The organism is Xenophilus azovorans DSM 13620, assembly GCF_000745855.1.
GTDB classification, from domain to species: Bacteria; Pseudomonadota; Gammaproteobacteria; order Burkholderiales; family Burkholderiaceae_C; genus Xenophilus; species Xenophilus azovorans.
On record NZ_JQKD01000015.1, the window covers coordinates 83916 to 97333 of the forward strand.

At 72.8% G+C, this 13418-nt stretch carries 11 protein-coding genes; 4 read left to right on the plus strand and 7 right to left on the minus strand.

The window, feature by feature from the left end:
• The first annotated feature begins 69 nt into the window (after nt 1-69).
• The gene (locus tag Q392_RS09915; protein WP_245610682.1) at nt 70-1944 is read left to right on the plus strand and encodes a diguanylate cyclase; all 1875 of its coding nucleotides are present in this window, start codon (nt 70-72) and stop codon (nt 1942-1944) included.
• Between the two features lie 73 nt (nt 1945-2017).
• Here the strand turns inward: Q392_RS09915 and Q392_RS09920 are convergent, their stop codons facing one another.
• The 4 genes from Q392_RS09920 to treZ all read right to left on the minus strand — a co-directional run bounded on the left by Q392_RS09920 (nt 2018) and on the right by treZ (nt 7653).
• A complete protein-coding gene (locus tag Q392_RS09920) occupies nt 2018-2197 on the minus strand; it encodes a hypothetical protein (RefSeq protein WP_038205711.1) in 180 nt (59 codons plus the stop codon).
• Between the two features lie 525 nt (nt 2198-2722).
• On the minus strand, nt 2723-2953 hold the full coding sequence (locus tag Q392_RS32730; protein WP_038205713.1) for a DUF3606 domain-containing protein: 231 nt from the start codon (nt 2951-2953) through the stop codon (nt 2723-2725).
• Nucleotides 2954-3035: 82 nt separating this feature from the next.
• Nucleotides 3036-5822, minus strand: a complete 2787-nt coding sequence (gene treY / locus Q392_RS09930) for a malto-oligosyltrehalose synthase (protein WP_051953192.1) — start codon at nt 5820-5822, stop codon at nt 3036-3038.
• On the minus strand, nt 5815-7653 hold the full coding sequence (gene treZ, locus Q392_RS09935; RefSeq protein WP_399684604.1) for a malto-oligosyltrehalose trehalohydrolase: 1839 nt from the start codon (nt 7651-7653) through the stop codon (nt 5815-5817). The genes treY and treZ overlap by 8 nt, the downstream gene beginning before the upstream one ends.
• Nucleotides 7654-7908: 255 nt before the next feature.
• Between treZ and Q392_RS09940 the strand changes: the two genes are divergently transcribed.
• The gene (locus tag Q392_RS09940) at nt 7909-8232 is read left to right on the plus strand and encodes a hypothetical protein (protein ID WP_038205715.1); all 324 of its coding nucleotides are present in this window, start codon (nt 7909-7911) and stop codon (nt 8230-8232) included.
• 117 nt (nt 8233-8349) lie between these two features.
• On the opposite strand, the gene Q392_RS09945 is transcribed toward Q392_RS09940, so the two are convergent.
• Entirely contained in the window at nt 8350-8553 is a 204-nt protein-coding gene (locus tag Q392_RS09945; RefSeq protein ID WP_157007876.1) for a hypothetical protein, read from the minus strand.
• 182 nt (nt 8554-8735) lie between these two features.
• On the opposite strand from Q392_RS09945, the gene Q392_RS09950 reads away from it, so the two are divergent.
• Together Q392_RS09950 and Q392_RS09955 are read left to right on the plus strand one after the other, a co-directional pair.
• The gene (locus tag Q392_RS09950) at nt 8736-9263 is read left to right on the plus strand and encodes a flavodoxin family protein (RefSeq protein ID WP_038205860.1); all 528 of its coding nucleotides are present in this window, start codon (nt 8736-8738) and stop codon (nt 9261-9263) included.
• Nucleotides 9264-9481: 218 nt separating this feature from the next.
• Nucleotides 9482-10795 carry a trypsin-like peptidase domain-containing protein gene (locus Q392_RS09955; protein WP_245610683.1) on the plus strand — a complete coding sequence of 438 codons (1314 nt, stop codon included), beginning with the start codon at nt 9482-9484 and terminating at the stop codon, nt 10793-10795.
• Nucleotides 10796-10808: 13 nt separating this feature from the next.
• On the opposite strand, the gene Q392_RS09960 is transcribed toward Q392_RS09955, so the two are convergent.
• Both Q392_RS09960 and Q392_RS09965 read right to left on the minus strand, forming a co-directional pair.
• On the minus strand, nt 10809-12362 hold the full coding sequence (locus tag Q392_RS09960; protein WP_157007879.1) for a phenylacetate--CoA ligase family protein: 1554 nt from the start codon (nt 12360-12362) through the stop codon (nt 10809-10811).
• A gap of 15 nt (nt 12363-12377) precedes the next feature.
• Entirely contained in the window at nt 12378-13379 is a 1002-nt protein-coding gene (locus Q392_RS09965; RefSeq protein WP_038205718.1) for a YcjF family protein, read from the minus strand.
• Between the last annotated feature and the right edge of the window lie 39 nt (nt 13380-13418).

Here is a 13418-nt window from a genome sequence, read left to right on the forward strand (position 1 = left end):
ATCGCTGCCGCCGTGGGCTTTTCCGGCGCCGCCGCCGACCCGTCGCACGCGTTGTCCGCCTGAAGTCCCATGAGCCACGTCCTCGCGCTCGTCGCCGTACTGCGGCTTGGCATGCGTTCCTGGTTCAGCCGCTGCCCGCGCCGGCAGCCGCCCGCCGCGCCGCGCGTGGCGGTGCTCTGGCTGGCCCTGCTGGGCGGCCTGGCCCTCGCGCCGCATGCCATCGCGGATGCGTCCGGCGATGGGCCGCACGTGGCGCGCCTGCAGGCATTGCCCGGCGGCCAGCCGCTGGCCAGCAAGCTCCAGTACTTCGAGGATGCCGGCCGCCCGCTCGCCATCGCCGACGTCCTCGGCGCGCGGCAGCAGGCGCGCTTCGCCCTCGCCGACGATCCCCTGGTGGGCAAGGAGGCCGACCGCGTGCTGTGGTTCAAGCTGACGCTGCAGCTCGACCGGCCGCAGGACGCCGGGCGCGAATGGGCGCTGGTGGTGCCCACCGTGTCCACGCACGACCTGCAGTTCTACGGCCCCTTCGACCGGAACCGGCGTGCCATCGCGCCACCGGTGACCACGGGCATGCGCCATCCGTGGAGCACGCGCCCGCTGAGTTCCGAGCAGATGGCGTGGCGCTTCCAGTTGCCCGACCAGCAGCCCTACACCGTCTACTTCCGCGTCGATTCCACGTTCGCGCGCATCTACGACGTCCGGGCCTGGGACCCGGTCGACTACCTCCAGGCGACGCAGGACAAGCGCATGTTCGACGGCATCAGCTACGGCGTGCTGCTCGGCCTCGTGGTGTTCGGCCTGGTGCTGCTGCTGGTGTTCGGCGAGCCGCTGCACCTGTACTACCTGCTGTCCTGCGCGTGCGCGCTGCTGGCCATCGCCGGCTTCAACGGACACACGCTGCGCTATCCGTTCGCGGACTGGCCCGCGGCGGCGAGCGCTGCCTACACGGTGGCGCCCGGGCTCTGGGCGATCTGCAAGCTGCAGTTCGGCCGCCATCTCCTGCGCCTGCAGCACTACGCGCCGCGCCTGGATGCCGTCGTGCGCTGGATGGCCTGGCTGCTCGCCGCGGCGGTCGTCTACGCGCTGTGGGGCTCCCATCCGCTGCTGATGTTCCGGCTGGTCCAGGTCTCCGTCGTCGCCTCCACCGTCGTCCTGGTGGCGGGCGCGGCGATGGCGGTGCGCCGCCGCTACTGGCCGGCGGTGCTGTACTGCATCGGCGTGGCCGTCCTGCTGGCGGGCATCTCGGCCATCGTCGTGGCCAGTTGGGGCTGGGTGGCCTGGGCGCCCAGCCAGATGAACGTGACGCAGGCCGCGCTGGTGGCCGAACTGGTCGTCTTCGCCATCGCCATGGCTTCGCGCCTGCGGCTGGTGCTGCGCTCCGAGCAGGCCCTTGCGGTGCGGACCCAGCAACTGGTGGCCGCGCTGGGCACGGATGCGCTGACCGGGGCGGCGAGCCGTTCGGGCCTGCAGAGCAAGGCGGACGAATGGCTGGCGCAGCAGCGTCCCTTCGCCCTGCTGCTGTTCGATCTCGACGGCTTCAAGACCGTCAACGACCGGCACGGCCACGCCGCGGGCGATGCCGTGCTGGCCGAGCTCACCGCCAGGCTGCGGCGCCAGCTCGGCCCGGACGACCTGGTGGCCCGCCTGGGAGGCGACGAGTTCGCCGTGCTGGTGCCGGGGCGGCACGCCGAACCGGCGCTGGCGGGGCTGGCCACCCGACTGATCGGCGCCGCGGACTCGCCGATCGACTACGAGGGCCGCGCCCTGCAGGTCGGCATGAGCGTGGGCATTGCCCGCCATCCCGGCGACGGGAACAGCCTCGCCATGCTGCTGCGGGCGGCGGACGCCGCCATGTACCAGAGCAAGCAGCGGCGCGAGGGGCCGGCCTACAGCTTCGCCGGCGGCGCGGCGCACGATCCGACAGGCAACCGGCAGGCCGTGTGAAAGGCTGGCCTTCGACACCCCCGCGGTCTCCGGGCATCACCCGGGCTCGCCCCGCGGGCGCTGAGAGCCTGCCCTACGCGCCGCGATGCCGCGAGACGTATTCGGCGATCCAGTCCTCGGCTTCACGCCGAAGCGCCAGGTGCGCGCCTTCGCCCTCGCGGTCCGATGAGGCATGGACGATCCTGCACAGGGTGATGTGATGGAGCGCGATGGTGGCCACCAGGGTATCGCCGATGCCCTCGTCGATTTCCACCGTCCATCCGGGCTCGAGTTCGCGCGGCGTTCGGTGTCTCCTTTTCCAGAATTGCATGCGGCGCCACCGTCACGCCGGCTGCTGCAGGGCGGTGCCGGACGGCGCCACGCAGCCGATGAAGATCCGCAGCAGGGAAGGCGAGACGCGATCGAGCTGACTGCGCGGCCTCATGTCCCTCACCCTGGCGTGATGCTCGGATGGTCGGGGTTGGGGCGATCGCCCGGCTCCAGCTCGTCCGGCGTGTCGGGTGGTTCTTTCTCGTGAGGCCTCGGATCCGGCCGGGGCGGTGCAGGCGGGCTCTCGCCTGGCTGGATCAGCGTCGGGTCGGGGTCATCGGGATCGGTTGCCATAGACGTTCTCCATGCTGAAGCAGCCGGCGGATCTGCGCTGTCCGAGACCCGCCGAGCGGCCAGTGTGCCGGCGCGAGCGTTCGGCTCTTTGTAGGCGGCTGCGCCCTTCGGGCCGCTGGTCCCGGCCCACCGCACGGTGGGCATCCGGCGGTGCCGGGGTGCTTGCCGCGACGCGTCAGGCGCGGCCGGCCGGGGCCCGGGCCCTCTCGGCGGCGGGGCCATGCCGCAGCAGCGTCCGCACGGCATCGGGCGAAGGGCCCACACGCTGCACCGCCTCGCGCAGCACGGCCTCGGTGACGCCGAACCGGCCCATCCAGATGCTGACGTCGTCGTGCACCTCCAGGTCGATGCGGTCGGGGCGCGTCAGGCGGATGTAGGGGAACACGTCGTGGATCGGGGTGGGCATGGTCTTGTCTCCTGCAGCCATGCTGAGCGCCCGGCCGGGCCGCCGGCACAAGCCGGAATCGCTGCGCCGCGTCGGTCCCGGCCTACATGTCGCCGGGCGGGGAAGGCGAAGACGCGACCAGCACCGCGCAGGGCAGCCGCCGCAGCAGCACGGACACATCCGCGGGCCCCGCTTCATGGGTCTGGCCGCCGAGCACGTCACGCCACGGCGCAGGGCCTGCCAGCGCGAGCGTGGTGCCCTGCCAGGCAGAGGCGTCCCAGCGCGCATCGCCTTCTTCGCCGGCGGCGCCGCCGGCCTGCCGCGCATGGAAGCGGGCCATGACGACGACGACGGCCGAGCCGTCGCCGGCCGCACGCGCATAGGCGATCACGGCATCGGCCGCAGGTCCGGCGCAGGCCAGCGCCTCATGGCTTCCGGCGAGCAGCGCCGGCGCTTCGACGCGCAGCCGCAGCAGGCGCGAGACGATCCACAGCTTGGCCTCGGGCAGCGTCGCGGGCGACAGCACGGGCGGCGCCCCGGCCTCGTCGGCCGCCGCCAGCATCGCGGCACGCCGCGCGTAGTCCACCGGACGGCGGTTGTCGGGATCGACCAGGCTGAAGTCCATCAGCTCGTTGCCCTGGTACAGGTCGGGCACGCCCGGCGAGGTGTACTTCAGCGCCATCAGCGCCAGGCTGTTGAGGCCCCCGTACCAGGCGAGGCGGCGGGCCAGGGGCACGAGGTCGGCGGTGAACGCGCCGTTCTCCAGCGCGCCACGCACGAAGCCCTCCAGCGCGGCTTCGTAGGCCTCGCGCGGCTGCACCCAGCTGGTGTGCCGCTTGGCCTCGCGCGCGGCCTTGCGCAGGTAGGCCGCCATGCGCTCGGCCCATGCGGCGGCGTCGCCCCCCTCCTCCCAGGTGCCGAGCAGCGTCTGGTAGAGCAGGTACTCGTCGGCGGCCGAAGGCTGCGCGCCGCCGTGCCGTGCCGCCAGCCGCCGGCGCAGCGGCGCGTTCAGCGCGCGCCAGCGGCGCAGCGCCAGGCGCCAGGCCGCCGGCATCTGCGACAGCACGGCGATGCGCATGCGCACGTCCTCGGAGCGCTTGTTGTCGTGCGTGGAGGTGGCCAGCATGGTGTGCGGCCAGCGCCGGGCCCGGTCGGCGCTGGCGGCGTGGAACGCCTCCAGCGTGAAGCCGAAGCGGTCGGGCTCCCCACCCACCTCGTTGAGCGCGGCCAGCGGAAACCAGCGATAGAAGGCGGTGTCTTCCACGCCCTTGGCCGCCACCGGCGCACTGAACTGCTGGAAGCGCGCGGCGAAGCGCTGCACCTGCTCGCGCAGCGCCTGCGGCATCTCGCCGCCGGCCGGCGCCTCGCCGCGCAGCGCCAGCCGGACGAATTGGAAGATGCTGTCGTCCGCCAGCTCGCTGCGCGCGCGCGCCGCGTCCACCGCTTCGTCGATCAAGCGCCGGTCCTGCGGCGAGGCGCCGCGCTCGGGCGTGACGTAGGTGCGGTACACCGGCATGCATGCCGCCACACCGGCCAGCGCGCGGCGCAGGTTGTTCAGGGTGAAGTCGCGCGTGCGCCGGTCGGCGCGGGCGATGCGCAGCAGCATGGCGGCCAGCATGGTCATGTCGGACGCCAGCGGGTTGGCGATGACGCTGCGCTTGGCCTCGATGGCGATCTCGGAGAAGGGCCGCTTCTCGCCGGTGAAGGTGCGCCAGATGCGCCCGAAGGCAGCCTCGGCGGCGGTGTCGACCAGGACGCCGCCGGCGACGTTGGCGAAGCGGTAGCCGGTGGTGCCGTGGATGGCCCACTCTCCGGGCACCTCCTCAGGGCCGGTGGCGATCTTCTCGGCCACCACGTACAGCGGCCGCCCGGGCCGGCCCTCGGCATCGATGCCGGGCGGCGGGCGGCCGGTGCGGCGGGCGTAGCCTTCCTGCAGGCGCGCGAAGTACTGCGCCGGGTCGCGCAGGCCGTCGGGGTGGTCGATGCGCAGGCCGTCCACCCACCCTCGCGCGGCCAGGTCCAGCGCGAGGCCCTGGGTGGCCTCGAAGACCTCCGGCCGCTCGATGCGCAGCGCCGCCAGTTCGTTGATGTCGAAGAAGCGCCGGTAGTTGATCTCGTCCGAGGCCACCCGCCAGAAGGCGAGCCGGTAGTGCTGCGCCTCCAGCAGCGTGTGCAGCGCGTCGCGCTCGCCCGGGCGGTTCCAGGCCGCGAGCGCGGCCTGCACCGCGCGTTCCAGAGCGGGCTCCACCGGCCGTTGCCTCAGGGCTCGAACGGCATCCGCCGGCTCGGGCACGATGCCCTCGGCACGGGCCAGCACCTGCGCATAGGTGGCCGGCGCCAGCGGGAAGCGCTGCGACTGGTAGCGCACGACGAGGCGGCCCGCATCGGCGTCGAAGTCCAGCACCAGTTCGCCCGCGTCGAGCACGCGGCCATAGGCGTCGCCCAGCACCGGCAGCAGCACCTTGCCGCGCAGGTCGGCGTCCATCGGCTCCCAGTCGATGTCGAAGTACCCGGCGTAGGCAGAGGCCGGGCCGTTCTCCAGCACGTCGGTCCACCAGGGGTTGTCGGCGCCGAGCACGCCCATGTGGTTGGGCACCAGGTCGAGCAGCTGGCCCAGGCCGTGCGCGCGCAGCGCCTGCGAGAAGCGGCGGTAGCCTTCGTGTCCCCCCAGCTCGGGGTTGATCTCGCCGTGCGCCACCACGTCGTAGCCGTGGGTGCTTCCGGGCCGCGCGCGCTGGATGGGCGAGCAGTAGACATGGCTCACGCCCAGGCGCTGCAGGTACGGCAGGATGGCGACGGCGTCGTCGAAGGTGAAGCCGGCGTGGAACTGCAGGCGGTACGTGGCGCGCGGTATGCGGGCGGCCGGCAGCGTGTCGGGGGATTCATGCATGGGCAGCCTCCGCGAGCGCGACGCACAGGCCGCCGGGTGCCAGCGTCAGGCCGCCGGCCGGGTGGCGCCGGCATCCCTGCCGGTGGATGACGCGGCCGGTGGGCGCGGCCGCGCGCCGGGGGGAGTCGCCGAAGTGGGCGACCATCTGCAGGTCCGCCGCGCGGCCGCGGCCGACCAGGGTCCACTGGAGGTAGAGCACGTCGCCCTGCACCTTCCATCGCCCGGAGCCGGGCCGCGACGGCAGGTGCGGCACGATGCAGCGCGCCCGCAGGGCCAGCAGCGCGCGCACCGCCGCCAGCGCCTCGCGGTGGCCGGGGCGCCCGCGCTCGGCGCGGTCCAGGTGCGAGGCGGCAAAGCTGCTCTCGGCATTCGGATCAGGGATGCGCGCCCGCACCTCGGCCTGCGCGAAGGCGGCGAAACGACTGAACTCCTCGCGCCGGCCGTTCGACACCGCCTCGGCCAGTTCCGGCCCGAAATCGCAGAAGAACAGGAAGGGCGTGCGCGCCGCCCATTCCTCGCCCATGAAGAGCATCGGCACGTGCGGCGACAGCAGCAGCATGGCGCGCGCAAGCCGCACGGTCTCGGGCCGCGCCAGGGCATCGATGCGCTCGCCGAAGGCGCGGTTGCCGATCTGGTCGTGCGTCTGCAGGTAGGAGACGAAGGCGGTGTGCGGCAGGCCGCCGGTGGGCTCGCCGCGCCTTTCGCCGCCACGGTACACGGAGGACCGGCTGCCGTCGTACACGAAGCCCTGCGCCAGCGCCTGCCCGAGCAGCGCCAGGGGCTCCTCGGCGAAGTCCGCGTAGTAGCCGTCGGTCTCGCCGGTGGCCAGCACGTGCAGCGCATGGTGCAGGTCGTCGTTCCACTGCGCGGTGGCGGCGAGCGGCCGGCCGTCCGCGTCGCGCGCGAGCCACTGCGACTGGTTGAGGTCGTTCTCCAGCACGAGGTGGATGGCGCGCTCGCGGCCCGGGCCCTGCTGCACGGCCTCGGCCAGTTCCGCGACGAGGTGGCGCGGCGAGTCGTCGCGGATGGCGTGCACGGCGTCCAGGCGCAGCCCGTCGAAGCGGAACTCCTCCAGCCAGTACAGGGCGTTGTGGACGAAGAAGCTGCGCACCGTGGGCGCCTCTTCCGCGTCGAAGTTGAGGGCCGCACCCCACGGCGTGCGGCGTGCCGGATGGAAGAAGGCGGGGCTGTGCGCGTGCAGGTAGTTGCCTTCCGGGCCGAAGTGGTTGTAGACCACGTCCAGCAGCACCATCAGGCCCAGGCCGTGGGCCGCGTCGACGAACGCCTTGAGCTGCGCCGGCGAACCATAGGAGGATTCCGGCGCGAAGGGCAGCACGCCGTCGTAGCCCCAGCCGCGCGCGCGGGGAAAGTCGGCCAGCGGCATCAGCTCGACGGCAGTGATGCCCAGCGCGGCCAGTTCCGCCAGCTTCGCGCGGGCCGCGTCGAAGCTGCCCTCGGGCGTGAAGGTGCCGACGTGCAGTTCGTAGATCACGGCCTCCTCCCACGCACGGCCGCGCCAGCCGCCGTGCCGCCACTCGAAAGCCAGCGGATCGACCACCTCGCTGGGGCCGTGCACGTCCTGCGGGTTGCGGCGCGACGCCGGATCAGGCACGTGCAGGCCGTCGGGCAGCACGAAGCGGTACAGGGCGCCGGCCGACGCCTCGGGCACGTGGCGGGCGAACCATCCGCCTGGCTGCGCGGCGAGCGGCAGGGCCGTCCAGGCATCCGCGGCGCCGGCCGGCTGCCATTCCAACCCTACCTCTGCCACACCCGGCGCCCACAGGCGGAAGTCCACGCCCCCGCCCGCCGGCAGGGCCGCACCGAAAGGCATGGCATGGCGGAATCTCATGAGCCCCAGTGTGATGCAGGAGGCGCCGTGCCGGTTCGGGCGCCGCGCCCGCCGAGACCGCGTTCCGATGTCGCCCGGATTCGATGGCGCTGTAGGAGTTCAACCCCGTTTTCAACGCGGGGTTTGCAAAGAGGGGCGGGGCTGTGCAAGCATTCGCGGTGCGCTTCCTCTGTCGCCAGGAATGCGCGGACAACGTGCGTCGTTCGTCGATGGTCAACGAGTCAAGGAGGTAATGCCATGGCCATGGAACTGCTCAGCCGGATTGCGCGCTCCCGGCTGCCACTGACGCTGAATGAGCCCGAGGATGTCGATGGCGTGCGGCTTCTGCGCGCGGCCGGCCTCGTCATCGCGCTGGTGCCGGCCCCGTCCGATCCCCTGATGCTCTCGGGCAAGGCCACCGGGGCCCAGGTCCTTGCCATCACGCAAAAGGGGCTGGAGGAACTGGCAAGCGTGCGCATGAGCTACCCGGAAAGAAAGGATCCTGCGCCCGGCTGGCGCACCTGGATGCCGAGGTTGCGGCCAGGCCGCCATCGCGGCGCGGAACCGCGCCCGGGCGCCTGAGCCGGACGGCCCGCCGCGCGCGTCGCTTCGGCGGCGGGCTTGAACAGTTCAAGATTCGACCGCGGTCCCCTCCGCAACAAGAGGTGGTGGGCCGCCTGCAATCGCCCCGGCGCCGCACTAGCCGTCGATGGGAACGCCGCCGGCAAAGCGGGCGGCCCACTGGTCCCACAGTTCGCGGTCGACCGCTCGCCAGCATGCGCCCCAGCCGCCCAGGGCGCCCATCTGGGTGGCCCAGCCGCCGAGCAGGCTCCTCTGGAAGTTCACCCACAGAGCCAGCCAGTCGTCTCCGAGCGGCACTGAGACATCGTCGTCGCGGGCCATCACGATCTCCTGCAGCATCAATGCACGAAGCATAGGAAGCGGGGCCGCGCCCGGCTTGACGGGCGTCAATGGCACCCCACGAACGGCACGGCGCCCGCCCGCATGGCTTGCTTGACGCATGTCAACTCGGGGGCGGACCCGCGGTCCTACATTGATCTCCAGCGCAGGAACTGGAGATGACGATGAGCAACGCCCTGGTGATCTTCTACTCGTACACGGGGACCTCCCGCCGCGTGGCGGAACTGCTGTGCAGCCAGCAGAACTGGCGCATGGCGGAGGTCCTGGAGACCCGGCCGCGACGCGGCGCGACCGGCACCCTGCGCTGCGTGCTCGATTCGGCGCTGCGGCGTCGGCCGCGCGTGCGCTACGAAGGGCCGTCGCCCAAAGGCTTCGATGCCGTGGTGCTGGTGTCTCCCATCTGGATGCAGCGCCTGGCCGGTCCGATGCGCAGCTTCATTGCCGAACGCCGGGCCGACCTGCCCCCTGCCGCCGTGGTGAGCGTCATGGGCGGAACCGGCGCGCCGGATGCCATCGCGGAAGTCTCCCGACTGATCGGGCGCGCGCCCCTGCTGAGCACCTCGCTGTCGATGCGCAGCATCGACGACGGCAGCTGCGCTGCCCAACTGCAGGCCTTCGGGACGGCCATCCGCAGTGCCGAGGAATCCAGCGACGTCGTGCGCCCCGCGGTGCTGTCGCCCTCTGCCACTTGAAGACCCGCCGCGGCAGCGGGCCGCCCCGACACCCGGCCCCGCCTCCGGCTGCCCCGATGCCCGACGCCCGCCACACGCCAGCGACGAACCGGCGCCTGGCCGCGTTGGCCTGCGTCTGGCTCCTGGGCGCATGCCTCCTCGTCGGCTGCTCTGCCGTTCCTGATGCGCCGAGGCGCCCCTCGGCCGATACGGCACCGGCGGCAGCCTTCTCCGCGCTCGTGGCCAGCCGCAGCGCCAGCGTGGTCGACATCAGCACGCTGCGCATCGGGCGCGACGCCTCGGAGGCCGACATCGACCTGGAATTCGCGCCGGAACTGGACTTCGCGGACCGGCTGGCCTGGCCGCTGCCCGCCACGGTCAGGATCAGCCAGATCCGCGATCTCGCGTCCGGCGTCATCCTCACCGGCGACGGCGTCATCCTCACCAGCGCCCACGTGGTGGCGGGCATCGACGAAGCGCACGTCCGCCTCGGCGACGGACGCCGGCTTCCCGCCAGGGTGCTCGGCGCCGACGCGCGCAGCGACGTTGCGCTGCTGAAGATCGAGGCCAAGGGCCTGCAGCCGGCCGTCATCGGCACCTCCTCGACCATCCGGCCCGGCGATTGGGTGGCCGCCATCGGCGCACCCTTCGGCTTCCATGGCAGCGTCACCTCCGGCGTCGTCAGCGCCATCGACCGCTTCATCGACGGGGCAGGCGACATCCCCTTCATCCAGACCGACACGGCCATCAACCCGGGGAGTTCGGGCAGCCCGCTGTTCAACGCCCGCGGCGAGGTGATCGCCATCAACTCGCTGATCTTCAGCGGCAACGGGGGCTACATGGGCCTGTCGTTCGCCGTGCCGATCGACCTCGCCATGAAGGTGGCGGCACAGTTGCAGGCCGATGGCCGGGTGCATCGTTCGCGCATGGGCGCCGAATTCCAGGAAGTGACGCCGGCGCTGGCCGAGGCCTTCGGCCGCAGCGGGCGTGCCGGCGGGGCGCTCACCGTCCGGGTGGCGGCCGACGGCCCTGCGCAGGCAGCCGGGCTGGCTCGGGGCGACATCGTCACGGCCGTGGACGGTGCGCCCGTCGGCCATTTCACCGGCCTGCTGCGGCAGATCGCCGCACGGCCGGCCGGCAGCCTCGCCCGCCTGGCAATCTGGCGGGAGGGCGCGCAGCGGACGATCTCCGTCACGCTCGCCGAGGAAGCGGCTTCCAGGAAGCCCGCACCACCACCGCCCGAGCTGCCATCGGCACAGAACGATGGACTCGGCCTGAGCCTGAGCGAGCTCACGCCCGCGCAGCGACGCCTCCTGGGCAGCGACGGCGGGCTGCTGGTCCGCGACGCCGTCGGCGCGGCGCGCAGCGAGGGCATCCGCGCCGGCGACCTGATCGTCGCGGTCAACGGGGTGCGGCTGGACCGCCTCGAGGACTTCCGACGCGGCCTGAAGACCGCGCGACCGGGGCGGCACGTCGCGCTGCTGGTCCTGCGCGAGCACCGGATGGCCTACGTGGCGATCCGGCTGCCGGCGGTGCGGGGCGCGCCGCCGTGACCGGCAGCCTCGCTCACCGGCAGGGCGCAGCGACCACCCGCGGCACCTTGCCGCTGCGAAGGGCCCGGGCGGCTTCGCCGCTGCGGCAGTCGATGCGGATCCCCTCCGCGCCCTGGCTGCGCAGGAAGTCGCCCAGCGCACGGCGGGCCCGGTGCAGCGCCTCGTCGCCTTCCACGCCCTGCAGGCCCGTGGACAGCAGCAGATCGCCCGGCCCCTGCTGCACGAGCTGGAAGTCGTACAGGCCGGCCTGCTCCTCCAGCACGGTGCTCAAGGCCAGCGGCAGCACATCCACCGTGCGGTGCGCGCGACCGCGCAGGCGCAGGGTGTCGTCGCTGCGGCCCTGCACCTCGATCACGGGCAGGCAGGAGCCGCAGGTGCACGCGCAAGCGTGGACGACGACCCGATCGCCGAGGTCGTACCGGATCAGCGGCTGGACGTGGTTGGCCAGGTTCGTCAGCAAGGTGGTCGCGCCGGGCTGGCCCGGCGGCACCGGCCGGCCCTGCGCGTCCACGCATTCGAGGATCGCCCAGTCGCTGTTCAGGTGCAGATGCCCGTGCCCGCACTGAAAAGCCAGCGACAGGAACTCCGACGCGCCGTAGCTGTTGGCGACCTGGCAGCCGAAGGCGTCGCCGATGAAGCGGCGCTCGGCCTGCGAGAGATCCTCGCCCCCGGTCCACACCTCGCGCACCGGCAGTCGCAGCCGCCCTGCCCTGCGCTCCCGCGCGAGCAGCATCGCCGCGCTGGGGTAGGTGGCCAGGACGGTGGGCGCGAAGTCCTCCAGCGCGGCGACGATGCGCTCGACGGGCCACAGGAAGGACACGCTCCGCAGCCGGCCGGCGAGCAGGGTGTTGAGGCGGCGAAGGCGCTCGATCGACACCGTGCTGGCGAAGTGCCCGTCGATGGCGCCGACGAAGGCCACGCGCTCGCCGAGCCACCACGGATCCAGCATCCGCTGCAGCGGGCGCAGCAGCGGGCGCCGCCATGCCTCCAGCGCATCGTTCACTGCCATGGCCAACGCATCCTGCACGAAGATGCCGGGCTCGCCGCTGCTGCCCGAGCTCTCCCACACCACGTAGCGGCCATGGAAGGCGTCCGCGATGCGCCGGCCGTCGCCGACGAAGCGGCGCAGCGCCGCCAGCCGCAGGCAGGGATCGGCCACCCACCGGTCGAAGTCGCGCATCAGCTCGCCCTTGTGCATGACCGGCAGTTCCTGCAGGCGCAGGCGCGACAGGTCCCGCCCCTTGAGCATGCGTTCGCACAGCGGCGAGTGCCGCGCGGCAGCGCTCAGCAGCCGCTGCAGCCGGCGCGCACGGCGCGCCTCCAGCCCCTCGGGCCCGGCTCGCGAGGCCAGTGCCACGTCGGCCGCGACGGAACTCCACAGCCACGGGTCGAGCGCAGGCGGCGCCCCCCGGGAGAACGTGCCGTGGTTTCCGGGCGCGGAATCCGCGCGCGGCCGCTTCGGATGTGTCGAGCCGGTCATGGTGCCTCCAGGTCGCTCGGCATGCAGGGTCACGCCGGCAGTGGCCAGCTTGACACCGGGTACGGGCAGCCGCTTGACGTGCGTCAACGTCCCGGCGCCTGCTCAGCCGCCGCGCACCATCTGCAGGATCTTCGCCGCGTTCAGCCCGCGCGCCGTCTCCTGCATCTGCGGCAGGTACTGCGCCTGCAGCTGGCGGCCGTCGGCCATCACGTGCTGGTAGGCATCGCGCAGCATCTGCGTGCCCAGCGTCCGGCCGCCGGCGTAGTACTGGTTGGCGACGTGGCCCAGCGCATAGGTGGCGGCGAAGCTCATGCCGCTGCTCACCGCCTGGCGGCCCAGCCCGCCGAGCAGGCCCTTGCCCGCCCTGCCCAGCAGGCCGCCGAGCAGCTTGCGGCCGGCCTGCTCCAGGTACTGCGAGGTCAGGCCCACGCCGAGGGTCGCGAGCAGGTCCTTGATGTGGCCGCTGTCCAGCTCGTAGCCGTAGCTCTGGCCGATCTGGTAGACCAGCCGCATCTGCAGCGGGATGATGGCCAGCGTGGACAGGTTCTCGGGCAGCAGCTCGATGGCGCCGTTGAGGATCGATGCATGGAGGATCTTGCGGTCCATATCCGCGGCCGGGAGCGTGCCGGGGCGGCGCTGCGCGGCCGTGCCCGGCAGCGCGTCGACCGCGGCGGGGTGCGGCGCCGGCTGGTCCGCCGCGGGTGCTTCCGGCAGCGCCACGGCGGTGGCCTGCAGCGGCGCGGCTGCCAGCGCATCGGCCTGCTCGGCGAAGCCCGCCGGCGCCTGGCCCAGCGCCTCGCGCAGTCCGGCCAGGAAGGCCTGCTCCTGCGCGCTGGTGCGGCCGTCGGCCTCGCACACGCACACGGCCATCTCGTAGGCCAGTTGGCGCGCCTCGTCGCTGGCCAGCTTCGGCAGCACGTCGGCCAGTTGGACGCGGCGCATCAGCACGTCCTGGTACAGGCCGGGCAGGTTGACCTGCCGGTCCTGCGCCAGTCCCTGCGCCACCTCGCGGATCTGCTCGCGCTCGCGGTCGTGCTTGTCGCCGTCGGCGTAGGCGGCCAGCAGGCAGATGGTGAGAACGGCGCGTGTTTCCTCTGTGTTCATCGGATGCCTCGTCGGATCGGGCGGCCGTTCATGCGGGCC

Coding starts and splice junctions, on each gene's coding strand:
- Q392_RS09950 (WP_038205860.1), top strand. CDS start 8,736: ATGAGCAACGCCCTGGTGATCTTCTACTCGTACACGGGGACCTCCCGC.
- treZ (WP_399684604.1), bottom strand. CDS start 7,653: ATGCCTTTCGGTGCGGCCCTGCCGGCGGGCGGGGGCGTGGACTTCCGC.
- Q392_RS09940 (WP_038205715.1), top strand. CDS start 7,909: ATGGCCATGGAACTGCTCAGCCGGATTGCGCGCTCCCGGCTGCCACTG.
- Q392_RS32730 (WP_038205713.1), bottom strand. CDS start 2,953: ATGCCCACCCCGATCCACGACGTGTTCCCCTACATCCGCCTGACGCGC.
- Q392_RS09965 (WP_038205718.1), bottom strand. CDS start 13,379: ATGAACACAGAGGAAACACGCGCCGTTCTCACCATCTGCCTGCTGGCC.
- Q392_RS09945 (WP_157007876.1), bottom strand. CDS start 8,553: ATGGCCCGCGACGACGATGTCTCAGTGCCGCTCGGAGACGACTGGCTG.
- treY (WP_051953192.1), bottom strand. CDS start 5,822: ATGCATGAATCCCCCGACACGCTGCCGGCCGCCCGCATACCGCGCGCC.
- Q392_RS09915 (WP_245610682.1), top strand. CDS start 70: ATGAGCCACGTCCTCGCGCTCGTCGCCGTACTGCGGCTTGGCATGCGT.